This is a genomic window from Rhizobium sp. CECT 9324 (assembly GCF_918741265.1).
In the GTDB taxonomy this organism is placed as follows: domain Bacteria; phylum Pseudomonadota; class Alphaproteobacteria; order Rhizobiales; family Rhizobiaceae; genus Allorhizobium.
The window spans coordinates 2930182-2950437 of record NZ_CAKKMZ010000001.1; the positions used below are offsets into that span (position 1 = coordinate 2930182).

At 58.5% G+C, this 20256-nt stretch carries 20 protein-coding genes; 7 read left to right on the forward strand and 13 right to left on the reverse strand.

The window, feature by feature from the left end:
• Nucleotides 1-7: 7 nt before the first annotated feature.
• Nucleotides 8-988, reverse strand: a complete 981-nt coding sequence (locus tag LQ231_RS14335) for an ABC transporter substrate-binding protein (RefSeq protein ID WP_230171824.1) — start codon at nucleotides 986-988, stop codon at nucleotides 8-10.
• Nucleotides 989-1201: 213 nt separating this feature from the next.
• On the opposite strand from LQ231_RS14335, the gene LQ231_RS14340 reads away from it, so the two are divergent.
• On the forward strand, nucleotides 1202-3106 hold the full coding sequence (locus LQ231_RS14340; RefSeq protein WP_230171825.1) for a hypothetical protein: 1905 nt from the start codon (nucleotides 1202-1204) through the stop codon (nucleotides 3104-3106).
• Nucleotides 3107-3186: 80 nt separating this feature from the next.
• Here the strand turns inward: LQ231_RS14340 and LQ231_RS14345 are convergent, their stop codons facing one another.
• From LQ231_RS14345 to LQ231_RS14360, 4 genes are all read right to left on the reverse strand, one after another.
• Complete coding sequence (locus LQ231_RS14345) at nucleotides 3187-4410, reverse strand: PLP-dependent aminotransferase family protein (RefSeq protein ID WP_230171826.1); 1224 nt, start codon at nucleotides 4408-4410, stop codon at nucleotides 3187-3189.
• A gap of 251 nt (nucleotides 4411-4661) precedes the next feature.
• Nucleotides 4662-6338, reverse strand: a complete 1677-nt coding sequence (locus tag LQ231_RS14350; protein WP_230171827.1) for a PAS domain-containing methyl-accepting chemotaxis protein — start codon at nucleotides 6336-6338, stop codon at nucleotides 4662-4664.
• A 360-nt stretch (nucleotides 6339-6698) separates the two neighbouring features.
• The gene (gene ilvC, locus LQ231_RS14355) at nucleotides 6699-7718 is read right to left on the reverse strand and encodes a ketol-acid reductoisomerase (protein ID WP_113141673.1); all 1020 of its coding nucleotides are present in this window, start codon (nucleotides 7716-7718) and stop codon (nucleotides 6699-6701) included.
• Nucleotides 7719-7742: 24 nt separating this feature from the next.
• The gene (locus tag LQ231_RS14360) at nucleotides 7743-8432 is read right to left on the reverse strand and encodes a TetR/AcrR family transcriptional regulator (protein WP_113141674.1); all 690 of its coding nucleotides are present in this window, start codon (nucleotides 8430-8432) and stop codon (nucleotides 7743-7745) included.
• A gap of 410 nt (nucleotides 8433-8842) precedes the next feature.
• Between LQ231_RS14360 and LQ231_RS14365 the strand changes: the two genes are divergently transcribed.
• Together LQ231_RS14365 and LQ231_RS14370 are read left to right on the forward strand one after the other, a co-directional pair.
• On the forward strand, nucleotides 8843-9085 hold the full coding sequence (locus LQ231_RS14365) for a hypothetical protein (protein WP_113141675.1): 243 nt from the start codon (nucleotides 8843-8845) through the stop codon (nucleotides 9083-9085).
• Nucleotides 9086-9173: 88 nt separating this feature from the next.
• Entirely contained in the window at nucleotides 9174-9425 is a 252-nt protein-coding gene (locus LQ231_RS14370) for a hypothetical protein (RefSeq protein ID WP_230171828.1), read from the forward strand.
• Nucleotides 9426-9557: 132 nt separating this feature from the next.
• Here the strand turns inward: LQ231_RS14370 and LQ231_RS14375 are convergent, their stop codons facing one another.
• On the reverse strand, nucleotides 9558-10310 hold the full coding sequence (locus LQ231_RS14375; RefSeq protein ID WP_230171829.1) for a pyridoxine 5'-phosphate synthase: 753 nt from the start codon (nucleotides 10308-10310) through the stop codon (nucleotides 9558-9560).
• Between the two features lie 275 nt (nucleotides 10311-10585).
• On the opposite strand from LQ231_RS14375, the gene LQ231_RS14380 reads away from it, so the two are divergent.
• Nucleotides 10586-11581, forward strand: a complete 996-nt coding sequence (locus tag LQ231_RS14380) for a hypothetical protein (RefSeq protein ID WP_113141678.1) — start codon at nucleotides 10586-10588, stop codon at nucleotides 11579-11581.
• A 224-nt stretch (nucleotides 11582-11805) separates the two neighbouring features.
• A complete protein-coding gene (locus LQ231_RS14385) occupies nucleotides 11806-12498 on the forward strand; it encodes a MerR family transcriptional regulator (RefSeq protein WP_113141679.1) in 693 nt (230 codons plus the stop codon).
• A gap of 29 nt (nucleotides 12499-12527) precedes the next feature.
• On the opposite strand, the gene LQ231_RS14390 is transcribed toward LQ231_RS14385, so the two are convergent.
• From LQ231_RS14390 to LQ231_RS14410, 5 genes are all read right to left on the reverse strand, one after another.
• Complete coding sequence (locus LQ231_RS14390; protein WP_113141680.1) at nucleotides 12528-13658, reverse strand: ATP-dependent RecD-like DNA helicase; 1131 nt, start codon at nucleotides 13656-13658, stop codon at nucleotides 12528-12530.
• 72 nt (nucleotides 13659-13730) lie between these two features.
• Nucleotides 13731-14105 (reverse strand): nitrile hydratase accessory protein, encoded by a 375-nt coding sequence (locus LQ231_RS14395; protein ID WP_230171830.1) that lies wholly within the window; start codon nucleotides 14103-14105, stop codon nucleotides 13731-13733.
• Nucleotides 14092-14751, reverse strand: a complete 660-nt coding sequence (nthB, locus tag LQ231_RS14400) for a nitrile hydratase subunit beta (protein WP_230171831.1) — start codon at nucleotides 14749-14751, stop codon at nucleotides 14092-14094. Before nthB ends, LQ231_RS14395 begins: the two co-directional genes overlap by 14 nt.
• Nucleotides 14748-15323, reverse strand: a complete 576-nt coding sequence (gene nthA, locus LQ231_RS14405; protein WP_230173366.1) for a nitrile hydratase subunit alpha — start codon at nucleotides 15321-15323, stop codon at nucleotides 14748-14750. The genes nthB and nthA overlap by 4 nt, the downstream gene beginning before the upstream one ends.
• A 174-nt stretch (nucleotides 15324-15497) precedes the next feature.
• Nucleotides 15498-16091, reverse strand: a complete 594-nt coding sequence (locus tag LQ231_RS14410; RefSeq protein ID WP_113141684.1) for a LysE family translocator — start codon at nucleotides 16089-16091, stop codon at nucleotides 15498-15500.
• Nucleotides 16092-16248: 157 nt separating this feature from the next.
• Here LQ231_RS14410 and LQ231_RS14415 point away from each other — a divergent pair, with 157 nt between their 5' ends.
• Both LQ231_RS14415 and LQ231_RS14420 read left to right on the forward strand, forming a co-directional pair.
• Nucleotides 16249-17094: an aldo/keto reductase gene (locus LQ231_RS14415; protein ID WP_230171832.1), complete on the forward strand. Its 846-nt coding sequence runs from the start codon at nucleotides 16249-16251 to the stop codon at nucleotides 17092-17094.
• A complete protein-coding gene (locus LQ231_RS14420) occupies nucleotides 17045-17713 on the forward strand; it encodes a metalloregulator ArsR/SmtB family transcription factor (protein WP_230171833.1) in 669 nt (222 codons plus the stop codon). Before LQ231_RS14415 ends, LQ231_RS14420 begins: the two co-directional genes overlap by 50 nt.
• A 75-nt stretch (nucleotides 17714-17788) precedes the next feature.
• On the opposite strand, the gene ilvN is transcribed toward LQ231_RS14420, so the two are convergent.
• Nucleotides 17789-18361 carry an acetolactate synthase small subunit gene (gene ilvN / locus LQ231_RS14425; protein ID WP_007598985.1) on the reverse strand — a complete coding sequence of 191 codons (573 nt, stop codon included), beginning with the start codon at nucleotides 18359-18361 and terminating at the stop codon, nucleotides 17789-17791.
• Nucleotides 18362-18378: 17 nt separating this feature from the next.
• Complete coding sequence (locus tag LQ231_RS14430; protein ID WP_230171834.1) at nucleotides 18379-20157, reverse strand: acetolactate synthase 3 large subunit; 1779 nt, start codon at nucleotides 20155-20157, stop codon at nucleotides 18379-18381.
• Between the last annotated feature and the right edge of the window lie 99 nt (nucleotides 20158-20256).

Here is a 20256-nt window from a genome sequence, read left to right on the forward strand (position 1 = left end):
GCGGGGATCAATTGGTGCCGAAGATACCGGAGAAGGTCTTGAGATCCTCTTCGCTGGCCTTCAGCGCTTCGCTGGCATTGATCGGCAGGACCTTGATGGTGTCACGCGCCGGGAAGCCTTCCGGCACAGCCATGCCGTTACGCGCCGGGATATAACCGAGCTTGAGGAAACCTTCCTGGCCCTTCTCGGAAAGCACGTAGTCCACGAAAAGCTTTGCTGCATCGGCATTCTTGCTGGTCGACAGGATCGCGACCGGCTCTGTCACGGCAGACACGCCCTCTGCCGGGAAGACGAATTCGACAGGCGCACCCTTGGCCTTTTCGCGCAGCGGCATGTAGTCGACGACCACGCCGTAAGCCTTTTCACCAGTCGCAACCGACTTCAGCACCGCACCATTGCCGCCCGATGCGGTCGCGCCATTGGCCTGCAGGGCCTTGTAATAGTCCCAGCCGAGGCCATCCACACCGACCAGGGTCTGGGCATGGATGAGAGCTGCACCCGAAGTCAGCGGGCTCGGCATGGTGACGAGGCCCTTGGCCTCCGGCTTTGCCAGATCGCTCCACGAGGTGGGCTTCATGCCGGCAGCCGTATTGTACATAATGCCGGTGGTTATCAGCTTGGTCGAGTAATAGGCGCCGTCTGCGTCATAGAGGCTGGCATCGTAATTGGCCGCTTCCGAAGACTTGTAGGCGAGCAGCTGTCCGGCCTGCTTCATGCGCTCGAGCGTCACGGTGTCGGCGATCAACAGCACGTCGGCGACCGGATTGCCGGCTTCGATCTCGGCCATCAGCTTCGCCATGATCTTCGGCGTGCCATCACGAACCCAGTCGACCTTGACGTCCGGATGAGCCGCCATGAAGCCGTCAACGGTCGCCTGTGCGTCTTCGTTCGGCTGGCTGGTATAGAGGACAAGATTGGCGGCATTTGCCGACACGGCCGTCAAGCTGAGCGAAACAAGCGCGGTAAAGGCGCAAAGGAGCTTTTTCATCGGGGTATCCTCGTTTTAAGAAGCTACAGCTCCTTAGGGGCTCCCTTTGACAGGTGGATGACACCTGCACCGGTTCCCACTGGATATCGCGCAGCCGTGCCTGCACCGCCGATGAACTATTGTTGGGTGGGCTGTCGCAAAGCGGTCCATCCAAGCATTGCGGCGGACGCAAAATACTGCGATCTGAAAACGAAATTTCACGGGAAAATCAGCATGATGAAGACTGGCAGCCATTGGCGCGCACGCTTGCGGTATGAGTTCGACAAGAGCATGGCAGCCGGCGCAATCGCGCTCATGGGTTGGCTGGCGCTGATATCGCTGATCGTCATCGTGCTTGCCGGCGTCTTTCTCGCCTTGACGGGCATCGCGCCGGAAGGCGGCGAGCCGGTCAGCTTCATCGAAGCAGCGTGGGAATCCCTGATGCGCACCATGGACGCGGGTACCATGGGCGGCGATGTCGGCTGGTCGTTCCGCATGGTCTCGCTTGCCGTGACCATCGCCGGCATCTTCGTCTTCTCCGCCCTGATCGGCGTCATCAGCTCGGGTCTTGAAAACAAGCTGGACGAGTTGCGCAAGGGCCGCTCGCGGGTGCTGGAAGCCGATCACACCATCATCCTCAACTGGTCGCCGTCGATCTTCGACATCATCAGTGAACTGGTGATCGCCAACCAGAGCCGCCGCAATCCGCGCATCGTCATCATGGCGGGCAAGGACAAGGTGGAGATGGAGGATGAAATCGCCACCAAGGTCGATGATCTGAAGAACACCAAGATCATCTGCCGCAGCGGCGACCCGACCGATCTCTATGACCTCGACATCGTCAACGCCCAGACATCCCGTTCGATCATCGTGCTGTCACCGGAAGATGAAGATGCCGATTCCCGCGTCATCAAGTCCGTCCTTGCCCTGGTCAACGATCCGAAGCGCCGGGCCGAGCCCTATATGATCGCAGCCGAAATCCGCAATGCGGCCAATGCCGAAGTCGCCCGGATCGTCGGCGGCAGCGAAATGCAGCTCATCCTCGCCGACGACCTGATCTCAAGGATCGTGGTCCATACGAGCCGCCAGTCGGGCCTGTCCGCCGTCTATTCCGAACTGCTCGATTTCGACGGCTGCGAAATCTACACCCTCGAACAGCCGGACCTGACCGGTAAGCCTTTCGGCACGGCCGTCATGAGCTATCAGGCGAGCACGCTAATCGGCATCTGCGACAACAATGGCGCGGTGCACCTCAATCCGCCGCCGAACCGCGTATTCGAGGCCGGGGAAAAGGCCATCATCATTTCCGAGGACGACGCCTCGATCAAACTGGATGCTGGCAAGACGACTGTGGCGCAGAACATGATCCTTGCACCCGTAATCCACGAAAAGCAGGCGGAGCGCACATTGATCCTCGGCTGGAACCGCCGTGGTCCGATCATCGCGACCGAGCTTTCCCGTTATGTTGCGCCCGGTTCGCGCCTGACGATTGCGGCTCAAACGCCGAATTTCGAAAACGAAGTCTCGGCACTGGCGATCGACCGCAGCGTCATGACGGTCGAGGCCAGGTCCATCGACACAAGCCATCGCGGCACGTTGAACGACCTCGACATCCCGTCTTACGATCACGTCCTGGTGCTCGGTTACAGCGACACGATGGCGGCCCAGACCGCCGACACCCACACGCTGATCACCCTGCTGCAACTGCGCCAGATCGCCGAGCGCGCCGGCAAGCATATCAGCGTCGTCAGCGAAATGATCGACATCCGGAACCGCCAATTGGCGGAGGTCACACGGGCCGACGACTTCGTCGTCAGCAACAAGCTGGTCAGCCTGATGCTCGCGCAGGCCTCTGAGAATGCCTATATGGCCGCGATCTTCGGCGAACTGCTGGATGAGGCCGGCTCGGAGATCTACATGCGTCCGATGTCGGATTATGTTGCGATCGACAAGCCAGTGAACTTCTACACCGTCACGCTTTCGGCCCTGCGCCGTGGCGAGGTAGCGATCGGCTACCGCAAGCAGAATGACGCAGATGCCGATCTGCGCCGCCTCGGCGGCGTGGTGGTCAATCCACCCAAGGCGCTGATGATGCAGTTCAAACCGGAAGACATGGTCATCGTGCTGGCCGCAGAATGACCAAAGTCGAACAGCCGATGTCAGAAGGCCCGGATGCAGAAACAACGGCTCCGGGCCTTCTGAACAGACAAACCGGATGATCAGGCGGCCTTGGCCAGCATTCCGCCGACAAGGCGACCGAGCCGCTTGATGCCCTCGTCAATCATCTGCTCGTTGGCGCAGGAGAAAGACAGACGCAGCGTGTTGGCGCCCGAGCGGTCGGCAAAGAACGCCTGCCCGGGAACAAAGGCAACCTTTTCCGTCTCGACCGAAAGTGCCAGCAATTCGGCGCCATCTAGTCCCTCCGGCAAGGTCAGCCAGATGAACATGCCGCCTTCAGGTCGGGTCCAGCTGGTGCCGGCCGGCATATATCTGTCGAGGGCGGACAGCATGGCATCGCGCCTTGCGCCATAGGCTTTTCTGATCTTGGCGACCTGCGCATCGAAATGGCGTTCGGCGACATGGGCGATGACGATCTGGTTGATCGAGGACGAATGCAGATCGGCCGCCTGCTTCATCAGCACCAGCTTGCGAATGACCGTCGTCGACGCCACCACGAAACCGACGCGCAATCCCGGCGCCAGCGTCTTGGAGAAGCTGCCGCAATAGATCGTGCGGGTGTTCTCGATCAAGCCGCTGCGTTCGATGTCGAGAGCCAGGATCGGTGTCACAGCCTCCCCGTCATACCGCAGATGCTGGTAGGCAGCGTCCTCGATGACGGCAATATCGAGTTCATCGGCCAGAGCCAGCAGGCGCTTGCGCTCCTCAAGCGTCACCGTCTCCCCGGTTGGATTGGAGAAATCGGCAGAGAGATAGGCAAACTTGACCGCTCCACCATTGCCGTTCGCAGCTGCCGCGTAGCTCGCTGGCGTGCGGTTACCAAGGCTCAGCTGATCGTAAGTCGGTTCATAGGCGTTGAACGCCTGCAGGGCGCCCAGATAAGTTGGCCAGTTGACCAGGGCCGTATCGCCCGGCGACAGGAACAGCTTGCCGAGATAGTCCAGTGCCTGCTGCGAGCCGGATGTGATAAAGATATTGGCGATGCCGCAATCGATCCCCTGCCGGGCCATATCCGCCTTCAACCATTCGCGCAGCGGCCTATAACCTTCCGAAACCGAATATTGCAGGGCAACGCTCGCCTGTCCGCCGTTGAAAATGTCGGCATAAGCTTCGCTGAACGCCTCGTCCGGAAACAGCGCGGGATCCGGAATGCCGCCGGCAAACGATATGATCTCCGGCCGGTCGAGCAGCTTCAGCAGTTCACGGATTTCCGATGCGCGCATACGCGATGAGCGCGTAGCGAAAATATGATCCCAATTGAGCACGGCGTTTCCTCGGATGTTCTTCTTTGACACCCCACGAGACCACGAAAACCGAAATATGTCAACAATGCTGACCTATTCGCGAAAAACAGTTACAAGCAATTGAAATAAATGAATTTACGGGATTAAATCTGATGGATTTTCGGCCTGTTTCGCCCCATTCGAAACGCTAAAACGCAGATCCCGGAAGCCACGTCGGTGATCCCGGGATCTGCACAACAATATTCGCCAAAAGACGACCGGCATCTATGCCTTCAAGCCGCGTACATTTCTCTTTGTGTCTGCGCAACCGTTCCCGTCTTGAACTGCTGTACCAGTTGGAAAAGCCCGTTGACATCCCGCGATAGCGAATGGGCAGCAGCCGATGTTTCTTCCACCATGGCGGCGTTCTGCTGCGTCGACTGATCGATCTGGTTCACCGAACTGTTGATGTCCTTCAGCGATCCGGATTGCTCTTCGGACGCCTCGATGATCGCCCGGATGTTGACGGTAATGTCCTCGACCTGACCGGCGATCTGCTCGAGAGACAGTCCCGTCTGCCCGACGAGGTCGACGCCACGGCTGACCTGCGCCGCCGATGTACTGATCAACTGGCGGATCTCCTTGGCGGCACTGCCCGAGCGTTGCGCCAGTTCACGCACCTCCTGTGCAACGACCGCAAAGCCCTTGCCCGCCTCGCCCGCTCGCGCCGCTTCAACCCCGGCATTCAGCGCCAGAAGATTGGTCTGGAAGGCAATTTCGTCGATCACGCCGAGAATGCTGGAAATCTGTTTCGACGATTGCTCGATTTCACCCATTGCTCCAACGGCATCGCGGACCACGGCGCTGGACTTTTCTGCATTGGCTCGGGTTTGCTCGACCAGCTTTCCAACATTTGTGGCACGTTTGGTGGATTCAACCATGGTTGTGGTGATTTCTTCGAGCGCCGCGGCCGACTCCTCCACGGATGCAGCCTGCACCTCGGTTCGGCGCGCGAGTTGATTGGCAGCGTCTGAAATTTCTCCGGTGCTCGATGCGATCGACCGCGCATTCGTTGTCACGGTACAGATCGTTTGCTTCAGCCGCGTCAGCGCCTCGTTGAAGTCGTTCCGGACCTTTTCCATGGTCGGAACGAAAGGCTTGCCCAGGCTGCAGGTCAGATCACCATCTGCCAGACCACTCAGCGAGCCAGCAAGCTGTGCGATCGCGTCCATGCGTGCCGAGACGTCGGTGGCGAACTTGATGACCTTGTAGACCTTGCCGGACGAATCGAACACCGGGTTATAGCTAGCTTGGATCCACACATCACGGCCGTCCTTGGCGACGCGGCGAAACTCGTCGGAAAAGATCTCGCCGCTCGCCAACCGGCTCCAGAACACCTGGTAGTCCTTGGATTTCACATAGGACGGGTCGCAGAACATCTTATGATGTCGACCGACAATCTCCGAAAGGATGTAGCCGAGGCCTTTGCAGAAGTTCTCGTTCGCCGTCAGGATTGTGCCGTCTGGCAGAAACTCGATGACTGCCTGTGACGCCGACAATGCCTTAAGCTTTGCATCGTCCTCCAGAGAACGAATTTTTGCCGCGGTGATGTCGGTGGCGTATTTGACAACCTTGTAGGGTTTTCCACCCCTCATCAACGGGTTGTACGACGCCTCGATCCATACCTCGCGCCCGCCCTTTGCGATGCGGCGATACTGCCGGCGATCGAACTTGCCACTGCGCAACTGCTGCCAGAAAGACGAATAGTCTGGCGAGGCTGCATCAATCGGATCGACGAACATCCGGTGATGCTGTCCCTTGATCTCGGAAAGAGCGTAGCCCATCGCCACGCAGAAATTTTCGTTGGCAGTCAGGATCATACCATCCAGATCGAACTCGATCACCGCCTGTGAACGCCTCAACGCTTCAGATTCTGCAAGAGAGTCCCTCATGTTTCCCAGTATCGGCATGCAACATCCCCCTCGCGTCCAACCGACGCAAATGGCGAAACACCACGATCCGCACACCGATAAAGTGTAGAAACGGTTGGTTTACAAAGCACTAATATTCTTGAAAACGACACAAATTGGAACAATTACTTTAGGGAGCGCTAAATCACGCAAAAGTAAGCGCTAACATCGCCATGCAGCCGGAATAATGTTCGAGGAACAAACCGACTTATGAGCCTTGGGCCTGATGTTTTTTTTGCGCAACGTCAATTGTGCGGGCACAAAGTTGGACCGTGACCAATAAAAAAACCGGGAGCCTTGAGGCCCCCGGCTGTTTTTAGGAGCAAGACCGGCGAACACAGTCCGCCGGAAACGCGCCGATTAGTTCTTGGCCTTGTCAACCAGCTGGTTCTTGGCGATCCACGGCATCATCGCACGCAACTTGGTTCCGACTTCCTCGATCTGGTGGCTGTCGTTCATGCGGCGGATACCCTTGAAGCGGGCAGCGCCTGCACGATATTCCTGCATCCAGTCCGAGGTGAACTTGCCGGTCTGGATGTCGGTCAGGACGCGCTTCATTTCAGCCTTGGTTTCAGCCGTGATGATGCGCGGGCCGGTGACGTATTCGCCCCATTCCGCCGTGTTGGAGATCGAGTAGTTCATGTTGGCGATGCCGCCTTCATAGATCAGGTCGACGATCAGCTTCACTTCGTGCAGGCATTCGAAATAGGCCATTTCCGGCGCATATCCACCTTCGACCAGCGTTTCGAAGCCGGCGCGGATCAGCTCGACGAGACCGCCGCACAGAACGACCTGCTCGCCGAACAGATCGGTTTCGCACTCTTCCTTGAACGAGGTTTCGATGATGCCCGAACGGCCGCCGCCAACGCCACAGGCGTAGGAAAGCGCGAGTTCAAGCGCGTTGCCCGAAGCGTTCTGATGAATGGCCACGAGGCAAGGAACGCCGCCGCCCTTCTGGTATTCGCCGCGAACCGTATGGCCCGGGCCCTTCGGCGCGATCATGACGACATCGACCGAATCCTTGGGCTCGATCAGGCCGAAATGCACGTTCAGACCATGGGCAAATGCGATAGCCGCGCCGTCACGGATATTGCCGGCGATGTCGTCCTTGTAGATATCGGCCTGCAGTTCGTCCGGGGTCGCCATCATCATTAGATCGGCCCATGCGGCAGCTTCAGCGACCGTCATGACCTTGAAGCCGTCGGCCTCTGCCTTTTTGATGGTCTTCGAGCCTGCCTTGAGGGCGATGACCAGGTTCTGGGCACCCGAATCCTTCAGGTTCAGCGCATGCGCGCGACCCTGCGAACCGTAACCGATGATGGCAACCTTCTTCGCCTTGATGAGGTTCAAGTCTGCATCACGATCGTAATAGACGCGCATATTCGTAATCCTTCCCTATGCTTTTCAGTTGTGGTGAATGTTATTGATCGGCGCGCCGGGCCGGGATGCCCCGTCCAGACCCGCCAAAACCCTGTCCGTGCCATAGAGCATCAGAAAGGCGTGAACCGCCTTAGAAGCCCTCGACCCGAAACTTGTCGTCTGCGGCATATCGCCGAGCAGCATGCGAACGTGCAGATCGCTGACGATAAGACCGTAAAGCGTGCGATAGGCTTCCTCGCCATCGTTGAAGCGCAGCAACCCGTCGCGCTGCCCGGCCTCAATCAACGCCCGCGCCCGACGATCGATCTGCCGCCGGCCACGTTCCAGGAGAAGCGTGCCGAACTTGGATCCATCACGGCTCGACTGGCCGATGGCAAGACGATTGAGCGCCAGTGACACATCGCCTGCCAGCACTTCCAGCAGATCCTTGGCGAAGATTTCGAGATGATCCGTGAGACTGGCAGCGGTCAGGCGCTCGCCCGGCCGCTCAAATGTGCGAACCTTGCTGGCCTGGTACGAAATCATCGCCGACAGCAGGCCGTCGCGGTCGCCAAACCATTTGTACAGGCTTTCCTTCGAGCAATTGGCAGCGCGGGCCAGCCCGGCCGTCGTGACGGCCTTGTCGCCACCTTCCACCAACAAACGCAGCGCCTCTGCCAAAACGGCGTTCTGGCGGGGAGTGAATTCGGTGTTTTGACTTGTGTCGCTCGACATGGGGCCTCCGAGTACCGTACGGTACGGTTCTTCAGCTTTATGAACCGGCGTTCGTTCCCGGTCAAGGCCCGTCATGATATTTTTATGAGCATCCGCGGCAGCTTCTGCAAACGTTTTGTGCATTCAGACGATCGGGCCGAAAGGCACCCCACCGTGACCTCCATCATGGTCACAAATGGGTGAATGACGCACAAATAACAATTATATTTTATAATTAATTTCGCTTGCTTATAATCTATATATATCTGTTTTTATTGCATTTATTAATTTTGTCCGCAGCAATTTTTTCGGATTTAGCCGAACCGATAGGTTCGATTGCGCGCAACACGGTATTGATTTTCGCAAGCGGCAACGCCACATCAGGCGTATCGAACGAGACACGTCGATCCGAATAAATCAGGAGCAAGACTATGAAAACTATCGTTGCAACAGCACTCATTGCCACACTCGCAGGCGCATCTGCAGCCTTCGCGCTGGAACCTATCCCTGGCTCAATCACCTACGCCGGCAAGCAAGCCAACATCGTCAAGGCGCCTGCAGGATCGACCCTGTTCCACAATTTCAATTTCAAAGGCGACAAGATTCGCGAAGTCTACAAGGTCAACGCTGACCACACCGTAACTTTGGTCCAGCGCGGCATCATCAACGACTGATCGACCGCCGCCCCATCAGCGGGTTTCGCTGGCCATTGACGCAATCCATGGATGCATTAATGACGGCGACACCATCAAAGGATTGCATATGAAGACCACCATTTTGGCCACCCTTCTGCTTGCCTCCCTGTCCGGCACCGCCGCACGGGCCGACGTCCAGCCGATCGAAGGTTCGATCACGTACAATGGCAAGACCGTTCATCTGGAAAAAGCGCCGGTAGGCAGTACCTTCTTCCACACCTTCATCGGCCCGAATGGCCGCTACGTTCGCGAAGTGTACAAGGTGAACGCCGACAGATCGGCGACGCTTGTGTCTCGCGCCACCTCAGGCTCGCACTGATCTCAGATGCCTGTCCTCGCCATAAAGCCCCGAAGTGAAAGCTCCGGGGCTTTATGACGCCAGCTGACGCGCAACCATGACCGGGTTCGCCGAACCGACATTCTCGGTTGGCGCCGCCTGACACAACAAAGGTCAGATCTTCTGGCCGCAGGCGCGACAGAAACGGCGGACGGTTTCTGCCATTCCATATTCCAGCGCATCTGCCGTCAGGCCATGGCCGATCGAGACCTCGGCCAGCGCCGGAATGCGCTTGACCAGTGCCGGCAAGTTCGCAACCGTGAGGTCGTGCCCGGCATTGACGGCAAGACCGACAGCGATGGCTGCATCGGCCGTTGCCCCGAGCAATGCGATTTGGCGCTGCGCGGCTTCAGGATTGTCAAAACAGCCACCGTAGGGACCTGTATAAAGCTCCACGCGTTCGGCGCCCGTCGCCTTGGCCAGAGCCATTGTATCGCTCTGCCCATCACCGTCGACGAACAGCGAGACCCGCATTCCTTTGGCACGAAGCCGCGCAACAATTCTCTTCAGGTCGTCGCCATGAGCGACGAGATCCCAGCCGTGGTCAGACGTCGCCTGTGTTGGATCATCCGGCACAAGGGTAACCTGTTCCGGCTGGATGGCTTCGCAAAGCGCGAGGAAATCCTCGGTCGGGTAGCCTTCGATATTGAACTCCGACCCATGGAACTCGTCATCGATCAAGGCGCGCAGCGATGGCAGGTCGGTGAACCGAATGTGCCTTTGATCCGGTCGCGGATGCACCGTCAGTCCACTCGCCCCCGCTTGTAGGGCGATACGCCCCAGATCCACAACGCTCGGCCAAGGTAAATCCCGGCGGTTGCGAAGCATGGCGATGGCGTTGAGATTGACGGAAAGCTTGGTCGGCATTCGATCTTTTCCAAAGGTCTGAAACGTAGTCGCATCCATAGGCCAACATCGACAGGAAAACCAACGAGAATCGCAGATGAACCGATCGAACCAATTGATGGATGTGCCGCACGCGTTTCGCGAGCACCACAGACTTTGGGGTATTGACGCAATGCCATTATAGATTAGTCAGATTAAAGCGTGTGACGAAACGCACAAACTGTCTGCCCAACGCACTATCCATTCGCGCAGCATCCGGCTTGTCAGAGAATGGTCAAACCATCCATGGGGAAACAATGACCGTCGAGCAACGGACCGACCGTGACGAGATCAGTCAGGCCTTGCGGACAATTCTCGCCAGCCAGACATTCTCCCGCTCTGAACGGTTGCGGTCTTTCTTGAAGTTTGTCGTCGAAATGGAACAGCTTGGCCGTGGGCACCAGCTGAAGGGGTATACGATCGGCATCGATGTCTTCAGCCGCGACGAAGCGTTCGATCCGGGAACGGATCCCTTGGTTCGCGTCCAGGCTGGCAAGCTCAGGCGCCTGCTCAATCAGTTCTATGCCGATGAAGGACGCAACCAGCAGGTCCGCATCCGGATTCCGATCGGGGGCTATGTGCCGATCTACGAGCGCGCTCCACCTATCCGCCGCCATGCCGATGACGCAAACAACACCCCAGATCAGACGACACTGCCGAGCATGCATGCGCATGCCCTGCAATCCGGTGTGAAGCTGTATGTCGCCCGTGATATGCCCCGCCTGTTCTTTGAAGTCGCGCCTTGCAGCGACAGGCGCGGCGACATTTTCTGCAATGCCGTGCGCTTGTGGGCGGATCGGCTCTGGGGCGTCTCGCTGGCGTCCATTGCTGACACGCCGGACAATCTGTCAGGCCATTCGGCGGACCTCTGTTTCGCTCTGGCGGTCAAGGCAAACCAGCAGGATACGCTCCAGATCAGCCTGCGGCACCTCGCCTCCGGTCGAACGTTCGCCGAGGAAGCCCATTCCTGTGCCGCATCCGCCACTATCCTACAGCTCGGCACGCTGGCCAACCAGTACACTGGCGCAACCCTGACAATTCCTGGACATCTTTACCAATTTTGCCACGCGAATGATCTCTCAAGCCCGATCATGCAATGCCTTGATGCAACCTATCGCTACGCCCTGCAGCGCACGGACGATGCCTATCGCCTCGCCAAGAGCCATCAGCAACGTTGGGCTGGGCTCAATACAGAGCATGACATCGTGACGGAAATTCCAAAGCTGCTGGCGCTCGCCGCGTTTCATGGCTGACCGGTTCGGCCCCACAAGCCGCATCGCTGGTGCGCGAAACGCGTGCAGGCCTGCTTCACCAAGCGTTACAAAGGCAGAGACTTATTTATTTCGACGAAAAGTAATATAAATATAGCGTCAGCATGACGAACAGAGGTCACGAAGAACCCGGTGGGAGGCAAACCAAGCTGCAGGAAACCATTCAAGGATAGCAGACGAGTGACACGCTGGGGGCGGGAGGAGTCATGGCGAACGGTCCGAAACATCTGCATAAAATCGAAAAATCGACCACTCGAATACAGGATGATCGCATCGTCCTGCCCGATATTGTATTGCCACCCGAGACGCCATCAGAGCTCGTGGCAATCGCCGACATGGCCGAGCTTTTCGGCATCACCCATCGAACGCTTCATTTTTACGAAGAAAAGGGCCTGATCGGTGCCAGCCGGATCGGCCTGATGCGGGTCTACGGACAAACCGATGTTGCCCGTATGGCCGTTATCAACACGTGCCGCGAAGTCGGCATGCCAATCTCGGTCATTCAGGATCTGTTCGAGCATTTGACGACCGCCCAGTCAAAAGCGGAGGCGAATGGGTTGCTGGAGGAAGCGCTGATGACGCGGCGTCGCGAATTGACCGCCAGCCTCTCGACCATTCACCGGCAGATGCAGCAGGTGAACGCGCTCTTGGCCAATGAGGACACAGCGCTCTCGGGACGAAGTACCCTAAAACGCCAGAATGCAGACCTGTCTGATGTTGAGCATCGTTGCCTGCAATTGATGGCCGAAGGCTATACGACAAGCCGGATCGCCAAAACTTTCGAATTGAAGATTGACGAGGTAACCGCAATTGAAAATGGGCTGATCGAAAAAATCGGCGCCCACAATCGCTTTCAGGCAATCGCCAAGGCCGTTCTGCTTGGAATGATCGCCAGCTGACCGTAACGAGACGACAACGGGGACATCACCTATCGAACGATGGTGAGCGTCTCTGCGGCACGGGTCACCGCAGTATAGAGCCAGCGTTCGCGCGTGTCTCGAAACGCCCAGCTCTCATCGAACAGCACGACATTGTTCCACTGCGAACCCTGGGCCTTATGCACCGTCAGTGCATAACCGTAATCGAATTCGTCGTACCGTTTGCGCGTCGCCCAAGGCACCTCGGTCTCGATGTCCTCGAAGGCCGCCTTCAGCAGCTTGATCTTGGCCGCCCCGCGATCCATGTCGTCGTCTTCCGGCTTGACCAGGAGATTGATGCCCGGTTTGACCGTTTCCCGAGACGAGGTCATCACCTGCCAGAGCGAACCGTTGAGCAGCCCCTTGACCTGATCATTGCGCAGGCAGACCAGCTTGTCGCCGGCTTGCGGATGTTCGACGGTGAAGCCCTTCAACTCGCGCAGGCGCTTGTTGTAGCGGCGGCGTGTCTTGTTGGTCCCGACCAGAACCTGGTCCGCCTCCAGCACCAGTTCCTGGTTGACTTCGTTCTTCGAGATGACCCGCGCAGTCGAGCCGTAGTCGCCGTACATGATCTCCTTGCCTTCGCGGATATGCATGGCAAGCTGAATGATCGGATTGTCGCGCGCCTGGCGGTGGATATCCGTCAGTAGATAGTCTGGCTCCTGTTCGGTGAAGTACCCCCCACCGGATACGGGCGGCAACTGTCCGGGATCGCCAAGCACGAGAATAGGCGTGCCGAAGCTCATCAGGTCGCGACCGAGCTGCTCATCGACCATGGAGCATTCGTCGATGACGATCATTGCCGCCTTGGCGAGCGGGCTCTGCCGGTTGATCGAGAACATCGGCGCGATCGAAGTCTTGCCGGTCTCCTCGTCCTCGACAGCCTCTTCGCCGCGCGGCCGATAGATCAACGAATGGATGGTCCGGGCATTGGATGCGCCGCGCGACCGCAACACCTGCGCCGCCTTGCCGGTAAAGGCGGCGAACAGCACATCGCCGTCGACATGCTCTGCGAAATGTTTCGCAAGCGTCGTCTTGCCGGTCCCGGCATAGCCGAAGAGCCGGAAGACCGGCGACTTGCCCTCTTTCAGCCATTTGGAAACGGCCTTCAGGGCTTCATCTTGTTGCGGGGCAAATTGCATGGCCTAGGCATGCGCGGATTCGAGCCTTGATTGCAAGCCAAAAGGCCGGCTAACCAGAACAAAGAGTGGACATCAGACGGCCAGCGGGTCGTTTGCCAACTGGATCGGGCTGCCATGCGGTGTCGCTTCCGCAGCGCGCTGCCAACTCTTCTGTAGCGCCAGAACCCTGTCGCCATCGGCAACGCCCTTTTCGACCAACAGCGTCGTCAATGCAGCAACCCACGCGTCGAAATAATCGGAACCGTCCGCCACCCGCCCCGGTTTGTGCACCTCGCGCGAAAGGCTCTGCGCCCATTCGCTCCATTCGAAAAGTCCGCGCTCATGCAGGTGCACGGTCAGCGCGAATGCCTGCGCGTGCCACGGTTCGCCAAAGACCGGATCGCCTTCGGCCGATTTCGGCAGACCCGGAGATTGCGCCACAGGCGACGGGGTTTTACATGCGCTCAAGATAGCTCTCCCACGCATCGATGGAAATCGTCAGGGAAGGATCTGCCCCCTCACCCCAGATCTCGTCACCGGTAAAGACGACCGTGTAGACCCATTGCGGATTTTCGCCGTTGCCATGCGCGTTGTCGTCCGGGAAAACGAATCCGCCCTGCACGGCTTCGACAACGCCGCGCTTGGCGCGGGCATAGCGCGGCAAGCGCGTGTGGCCGAGCGGATGGAAATTCTTCGTCCTGACCTGATCCCCAACGGCAAACCTCGCGGCCTTCTGAACCGGACGGTCGCATGGTCCACCCTTGGCCAGCACGCTTTCGACCATATCCGCCTTCAGCACGCGTTTTGGCCGGGCGCCCTGCGCGATATGCTGCCCCGACGCCAACTCCTCCCGACTGGCAAACCCATGCCGCTCCAGCAGTGTGTCGACACCCCGGATCCAGATTTCGTAATAGCTTGCGGCGAGATATTCGGCTGGAGGGATGCTTTCCCGCGCATGCCGGCTTTCATCGATGGTCCATGCACCGAAGGCACCGCAGGACAGCGTGATGCCAAGTGCGCGCTTTTCCCATTCGGCGTGAAAATAAGGTTCGTCTCGCTCAGGCGCGATCGGGCCGAACCCCATCTGGCCGCCGAGATCATGCGGACCGTTCATCGGATATCCTCCGGCGCAAGCGCAAGACCTGTTCCGATCATTGCATCGCGGGTGACGAGATCAGCCAGTTGCTCTTCGCTGAAGCCCTCCGTGCCGACCGGCCGCAAGGGCACCACCAGGTATCGCAGTTCCGCTGTCGAATCCCAGACACGAATTTTGATGCCCTCCGGCAGGGCGACTCCGAACTCTTCCAACACGCCGCGAGGATCGATCACCGCGCGCGACCGATAGGCCGGCGCCTTGTACCACACCGGCGGAAGTCCAAGCACCGCCCACGGATAGCAGGAGCACAGCGTGCAGACGACCATGTTGTGGGTCTCTAGTGTATTGAACACGGCGCGCATGTGCTCGCCTTGCCGACCGGCGAAACCCAGACTGGCGATGGCCGCGGTCGCATCGGATTTCAGCCACGCTGCAAAGGCCGGATCGCTCCACGCTTTCGCCACGACCTTGGCGCCGTTGCGTGGCCCGACCTTCGTTTCATACGTATCGACAATCGCGTCGATCGCGGCGGGATCAATCAATCCCTTGTCCGTTAGCAAGGTCTCCAGCGCCTTTACCCGCGCCTGCATGTCCGAATACTGATTGTCATGGTGATGATCATGCGCGTGAGGATCGCCATGCGCACCACGGTCGTGGGTATGGTTGTGATCATGAACCAAGAGCGTGCCCCCCAGGCAATTCTGCAAACAGTTTTAAGCTGCGGTCTCCTGCCACCATCAAAAGGCGGCGACGGCATTCCATCGTCATTTCAACATGGGCCAGAGACTGAGAACCAGCAAGATGGCCATGGTAATATTGAACCACTTGAGCCGCACGGGGACGGACAGCCACTCGCGTAGCGCCGAGCCGAAGCCTGCCCAGGTAGAAACGCTCGGCACATTAACCGCGGCAAAGACCAGCGCGACAATCGCCACCGTCAGGGCATAATTTTGCGGATCGGGATAGACCGCCATGGCCGTGACGGCCATGACCCAGGCCTTCGGATTGACCCATTGGAAGGCGGCAGCTCCAAAGAAGGTCATCGGGCTCGCCTTTACCTCGCCCTGCCCCAGTGAACGGGAGGTCCCGATCTTCCAGGCGATCCAGACCAGATAGACACCGCCGGCGATTTTCAGGCCGGTATAGGCGAGTGGCACAGTCGCAAGCACAGCGCCCAAACCCAGCCCCACACCAAGCAGCAGAGACAGGAAACCGGCACCGATCCCGAACATATGCGGTATGGTGCGACGAAAGCCGAAATTCACGCCAGACGCAAACAGCATCATATTGTTGGGACCTGGCGTGATCGATGTCGAAAAGGCAAACAGGATCAACGCCAGCAGCGTGTCGACAGACATGGATATCCTCCCGGTCATTTTTTAGGTCAGCATACCTGTCCAAACGCCTGGCGTCAGCCGGTCACTTGTCTCCGTGACACGATCAGTGGCCGGTGGCCCTATCCTTGCCAGCCTTGATATCACTGCTATCCTGATCTGCAAATCGAGGAGCTGTCCCATGCACGACTCTATCGCGACAATCACGTTACCGGGTGGACTGCACGTTCCGACAATCGGTCTCGGCACCTGGATGATGGGCGAGCACAAGCGCCACATGCCGGCGGAAATCGATGCTGTTCGCCATGCTCTCGACCTCGGCATGACCCTCATCGACACCGCCGAAATGTATGCCGATGGCGCCTCCGAAACGGTTGTCGGCAAAGCGCTGAAGGATCGCCGCGGAGAGGCGTTTGTCGTCTCCAAGGTTCTGCCGTGGAATGCCAGCCTCGACGGCACGATCGCAGCCTGCGACCGCAGCCTTCAACGCCTCGGCACCGACTATCTTGATCTCTACTTGTTGCACTGGCGCGGTGAACATCCACTGGCCGATACGGTCGCGGCCCTCGAAACGCTGAAGGCAAGCGGTAAAATCAGGTCATGGGGCGTTTCCAACTTCGATACCGAAGACATGGAGGAACTCTTCAGTGTGCCTGATGGCAAGAACTGTGCAGTCAATCAGGTACTCTACAATCTGTCCCGCCGTGGCATCGAATATGACCTCCTGCCCTGGTGCCAGGAGCGCCATATCCCGATCATGGCCTATTCTCCGATCGAACAGGGCCGACTGCTTGAACATCCCGAGCTCATTCATATCGCCAAGGCCTATCAGGCCACGCCGGCGCAGGTTGCCCTTGCCTTTCTCTTGGAACGCGACAACGTCATCCCGATCCCGAAGACCGTCAACCTGAACCGTCTGCGGGAAAATCGCGATGCCGTCGATCTGGACATCACCGACGAAGATCTCGACCGACTGGATGCAGCCTTCCCGCCGCCGTCTCGCAAGGTGCCGCTCGAAATGCTGTGATCAACACTGGCTTGCCGAAGATCGCCGTATCGCCAGCAATGCCTACATCTTTACGGAAGACAAAAAGAAAATTAGGACATTCCCTAATTTTATTTTTCTGAGCCGGGCGGAAGCAGTGTCGATGATGAGCAAGAAGCAGAAGAAAGATGTCGCAGTCGACATCATGGATCGGGCCTCCCAGCGTATTTTCAATGCGCTGGCGTCGGAACCGCGCCGGATGATCCTCGTCCATCTGGCGGGCTCGAGCCTGACGGCCGGCGAGATCTCGTCCCGCTTCGACATGGCAAAACCCTCGATCTCCCAGCATTTGGCAATTCTCGAGAATGCCGGCCTGATCGAGGGCGACAAGCGTGGTCAGTTCATCCACTACAGCCTCGTACCAGAACAGCTGCGCAAGAGCATCCTGAGCTTTGTCGAGCATGTGAGCCCAGTGACGCACCTCGAAAAGCCAGAGACAACAAAAGCAGCAGACAAAAAGCCAACCACCTCCGCTGAGAAAAAAGCGAAGAAACAGGAGAAGAAAGCATCGATCGAGGCGAAGGAGAAGAAGCCGGGCAAGCAAGAAAAGGCGGCCTCACAACAGATGGGCCTTCTCGACCTGTTCGCATCTCTCGACTGAGCCAAAACCGGTCAAACGAAAAACGGGCGACCAGAGGCCGCCCGCTTTAGACTACATTACATTAGATCGGCAGGCCTACATACCCTGCGACCCACGGTTCATCGCGGCAATCCCGGTGCGGCAGATCTCGTTCAGGCCAAGCGGCTTCATGATCGCGACAAACTGATCGATCTTCGACGATTTGCCGGTGATTTCGAAGATGAAATGTTCAACCGTCGCATCAACCACTTTCGCATGGAAAGCATCGGCCAAGCGCAGGGTTTCTGCCCGCATTTCGCCGGAAGACACCACCTTGACCAGCGCCACTTCACGCTCGATCGGCCGTTCCTGGCCAAGCTCGCGCGCCCGCACCGTCAGGTCGAGAACCCGGTGCACCGGCACGATACGCTCAAGCTGCGCCTTGATCTGCTCGAGCACGCTCGGCGTGCCGCGCGTCACAATGGTGATCCGCGACAGATGTGCCTCATGCTCGGTTTCCGAAACCGTCAGGCTTTCGATGTTGTAGCCGCGGCCGGAAAACAGGCCGATGACCCGGGCAAGCACGCCCGGCTCGTTGTCGACCAGAACCGAGAGCGTATGGCTCTCGACCGCTGCGGTTTCCTTGGAGATGAAATAGGCCGAACCGGTCGGCTGAAGCTGTGCACTCATGGTCTTCAATCCTTCGGTTAAACGAGCTGGCGGCCCTTGGCATCGATCGCGTTGGCGACAGCTTCATCGGTCGCCTCGTCCGGCAGCAACATCTCGTTATGCGCCTTGCCCGACGGGATCATCGGGAAGCAATTGGCGAGATTGGCCACACGGCAGTCGAAGATCACCGGCTTGTTGACCGAAATCATTTCGTTGATCTTGTCATCCAGTTCATCCGGCTTTTCGCAACGCAGCCCAACAGCGCCATAGGCTTCCGCCAGCTTGACGAAGTCCGGCATCGCCTCCGTGTAGGAATTCGACAGGCGATTGCCATGCAGCAGCTGCTGCCACTGGCGCACCATGCCCATGTACTGGTTGTTCAGGATGAACACCTTGACCGGCAGTTCATGCTGGATGGCGCAGGACATTTCCTGGATGCACATCTGGATCGAGGCGTCGCCGGCAACATCGATGACCAGCGCGTCGCGATGTGCGACCTGGACGCCGATGGCGGCCGGCAGGCCGTAGCCCATGGTGCCGAGACCACCCGACGTCATCCAGCGGTTCGGCTGTTCGAAGCCGATATACTGTGCCGCCCACATCTGGTGCTGACCGACTTCGGTCGTGATGTAGGTGTCGCGATGCTTGGTCAGCTCATAGAGCCGCTGCAGCGCATATTGCGGCATGATGACGTCCTTGGACGGCGTATAGGCGAAGGAATTACGCGCCCGCCACTTGGTGATGCTTTCCTTCCACTCGCCCGTCTGCGCCGTATCAGGCTTCTTCGGCAGGGCGCGCCAGGCGCGAACCATGTCTTCCAGAACGCTGCCGACATCGCCGGTGATCGGCACGTCGACGCGGACATTCTTGTTGATCGAGGACGGATCGATGTCGATATGGATCTTCTTCGAGTTCGGCGAAAACGCATTCAAGCGGCCGGTGATCCGGTCGTCAAAGCGGGCGCCGATGCAGACCATGACATCGCAGTCATGCATCGCCATGTTCGCTTCATAGGAACCATGCATGCCGAGCATGCCGAGCCAGTTCTTGCCCGATGCCGGATAGCAGCCCAGACCCATCAGCGTCGAAGTGATCGGGAAATCGGTGAGACCGACCAGTTCCCGCAGCAGCTTGGTGGCTTCCGGCCCGGAATTGACCACACCACCGCCCGAATAGATGATCGGACGACGGGCATTGGCCATCAGTTCGACGGCGGCATGGATAGCGCGCTGGTCGCCCTGCAGTTTCGGCTGATAGCTGCTGGCCGGCTTGTGCGCTTCCGGCGGCGTATAGGTGCCGGTGGCAAACTGGATGTCCTTCGGAACATCGACCAGAACCGGACCCGGCCGGCCGGACTGGGCAATCCGGAAGGCTTCATGGATGATGCCGGCGAGCTGGTTGACGTCCTTGACCAGCCAGTTGTGCTTGGTGCACGGGCGGGTGATGCCGACGGTGTCGCATTCCTGGAAGGCGTCCGAGCCGATCAGCGCAGTCGGAACCTGGCCGGAAATGCAGACGAGCGGAACGCTGTCCATCAGGGCATCCTGCAGCGGCGTCACGGCATTGGTGGCGCCCGGGCCGGACGTGACCAGCAACACACCGACCTTGCCGGTCGAACGCGCATAGCCTTCCGCCGCATGGCCGGCACCCTGCTCATGCCGCACGAGAATGTGCTGGATGTCGTCCTGCTGGAAGATCTCGTCATAGATCGGAAGCACGGCGCCGCCGGGATAACCGAAGATATGTTCGACACCATTGTCTTTCAGCGCGCGCAGAACGATTTCGGCGCCGGTCATCTGATTGTCTTTACCCGTCATGCTGTGTTTCCATCTGCCTTCTGGATTTTCTAGGGCTGATACCCCGGTTTTGGGCATAAAAAAAGGCCCCTTGAGGAGCCTGTCATCTAGCGCATGGGT

What these genes read in the sequence shown, in the direction of transcription:
- LQ231_RS14335 (WP_230171824.1), bottom strand. Translation starts at nt 988, where the DNA reads ATGAAAAAGCTCCTTTGCGCCTTTACCGCGCTTGTTTCGCTCAGCTTG.
- LQ231_RS14340 (WP_230171825.1), top strand. Translation starts at nt 1,202, where the DNA reads ATGATGAAGACTGGCAGCCATTGGCGCGCACGCTTGCGGTATGAGTTC.
- LQ231_RS14350 (WP_230171827.1), bottom strand. Translation starts at nt 6,338, where the DNA reads ATGCCGATACTGGGAAACATGAGGGACTCTCTTGCAGAATCTGAAGCG.
- ilvC (WP_113141673.1), bottom strand. Translation starts at nt 7,718, where the DNA reads ATGCGCGTCTATTACGATCGTGATGCAGACTTGAACCTCATCAAGGCG.
- LQ231_RS14360 (WP_113141674.1), bottom strand. Translation starts at nt 8,432, where the DNA reads ATGTCGAGCGACACAAGTCAAAACACCGAATTCACTCCCCGCCAGAAC.
- LQ231_RS14365 (WP_113141675.1), top strand. Translation starts at nt 8,843, where the DNA reads ATGAAAACTATCGTTGCAACAGCACTCATTGCCACACTCGCAGGCGCA.
- LQ231_RS14370 (WP_230171828.1), top strand. Translation starts at nt 9,174, where the DNA reads ATGAAGACCACCATTTTGGCCACCCTTCTGCTTGCCTCCCTGTCCGGC.
- LQ231_RS14375 (WP_230171829.1), bottom strand. Translation starts at nt 10,310, where the DNA reads ATGCCGACCAAGCTTTCCGTCAATCTCAACGCCATCGCCATGCTTCGC.
- LQ231_RS14380 (WP_113141678.1), top strand. Translation starts at nt 10,586, where the DNA reads ATGACCGTCGAGCAACGGACCGACCGTGACGAGATCAGTCAGGCCTTG.
- LQ231_RS14385 (WP_113141679.1), top strand. Translation starts at nt 11,806, where the DNA reads ATGGCGAACGGTCCGAAACATCTGCATAAAATCGAAAAATCGACCACT.
- LQ231_RS14390 (WP_113141680.1), bottom strand. Translation starts at nt 13,658, where the DNA reads ATGCAATTTGCCCCGCAACAAGATGAAGCCCTGAAGGCCGTTTCCAAA.
- nthB (WP_230171831.1), bottom strand. Translation starts at nt 14,751, where the DNA reads ATGAACGGTCCGCATGATCTCGGCGGCCAGATGGGGTTCGGCCCGATC.
- nthA (WP_230173366.1), bottom strand. Translation starts at nt 15,323, where the DNA reads ATGCAGGCGCGGGTAAAGGCGCTGGAGACCTTGCTAACGGACAAGGGA.
- LQ231_RS14410 (WP_113141684.1), bottom strand. Translation starts at nt 16,091, where the DNA reads ATGTCTGTCGACACGCTGCTGGCGTTGATCCTGTTTGCCTTTTCGACA.
- LQ231_RS14415 (WP_230171832.1), top strand. Translation starts at nt 16,249, where the DNA reads ATGCACGACTCTATCGCGACAATCACGTTACCGGGTGGACTGCACGTT.
- LQ231_RS14420 (WP_230171833.1), top strand. Translation starts at nt 17,045, where the DNA reads ATGCAGCCTTCCCGCCGCCGTCTCGCAAGGTGCCGCTCGAAATGCTGT.
- ilvN (WP_007598985.1), bottom strand. Translation starts at nt 18,361, where the DNA reads ATGAGTGCACAGCTTCAGCCGACCGGTTCGGCCTATTTCATCTCCAAG.
- LQ231_RS14430 (WP_230171834.1), bottom strand. Translation starts at nt 20,157, where the DNA reads ATGACGGGTAAAGACAATCAGATGACCGGCGCCGAAATCGTTCTGCGC.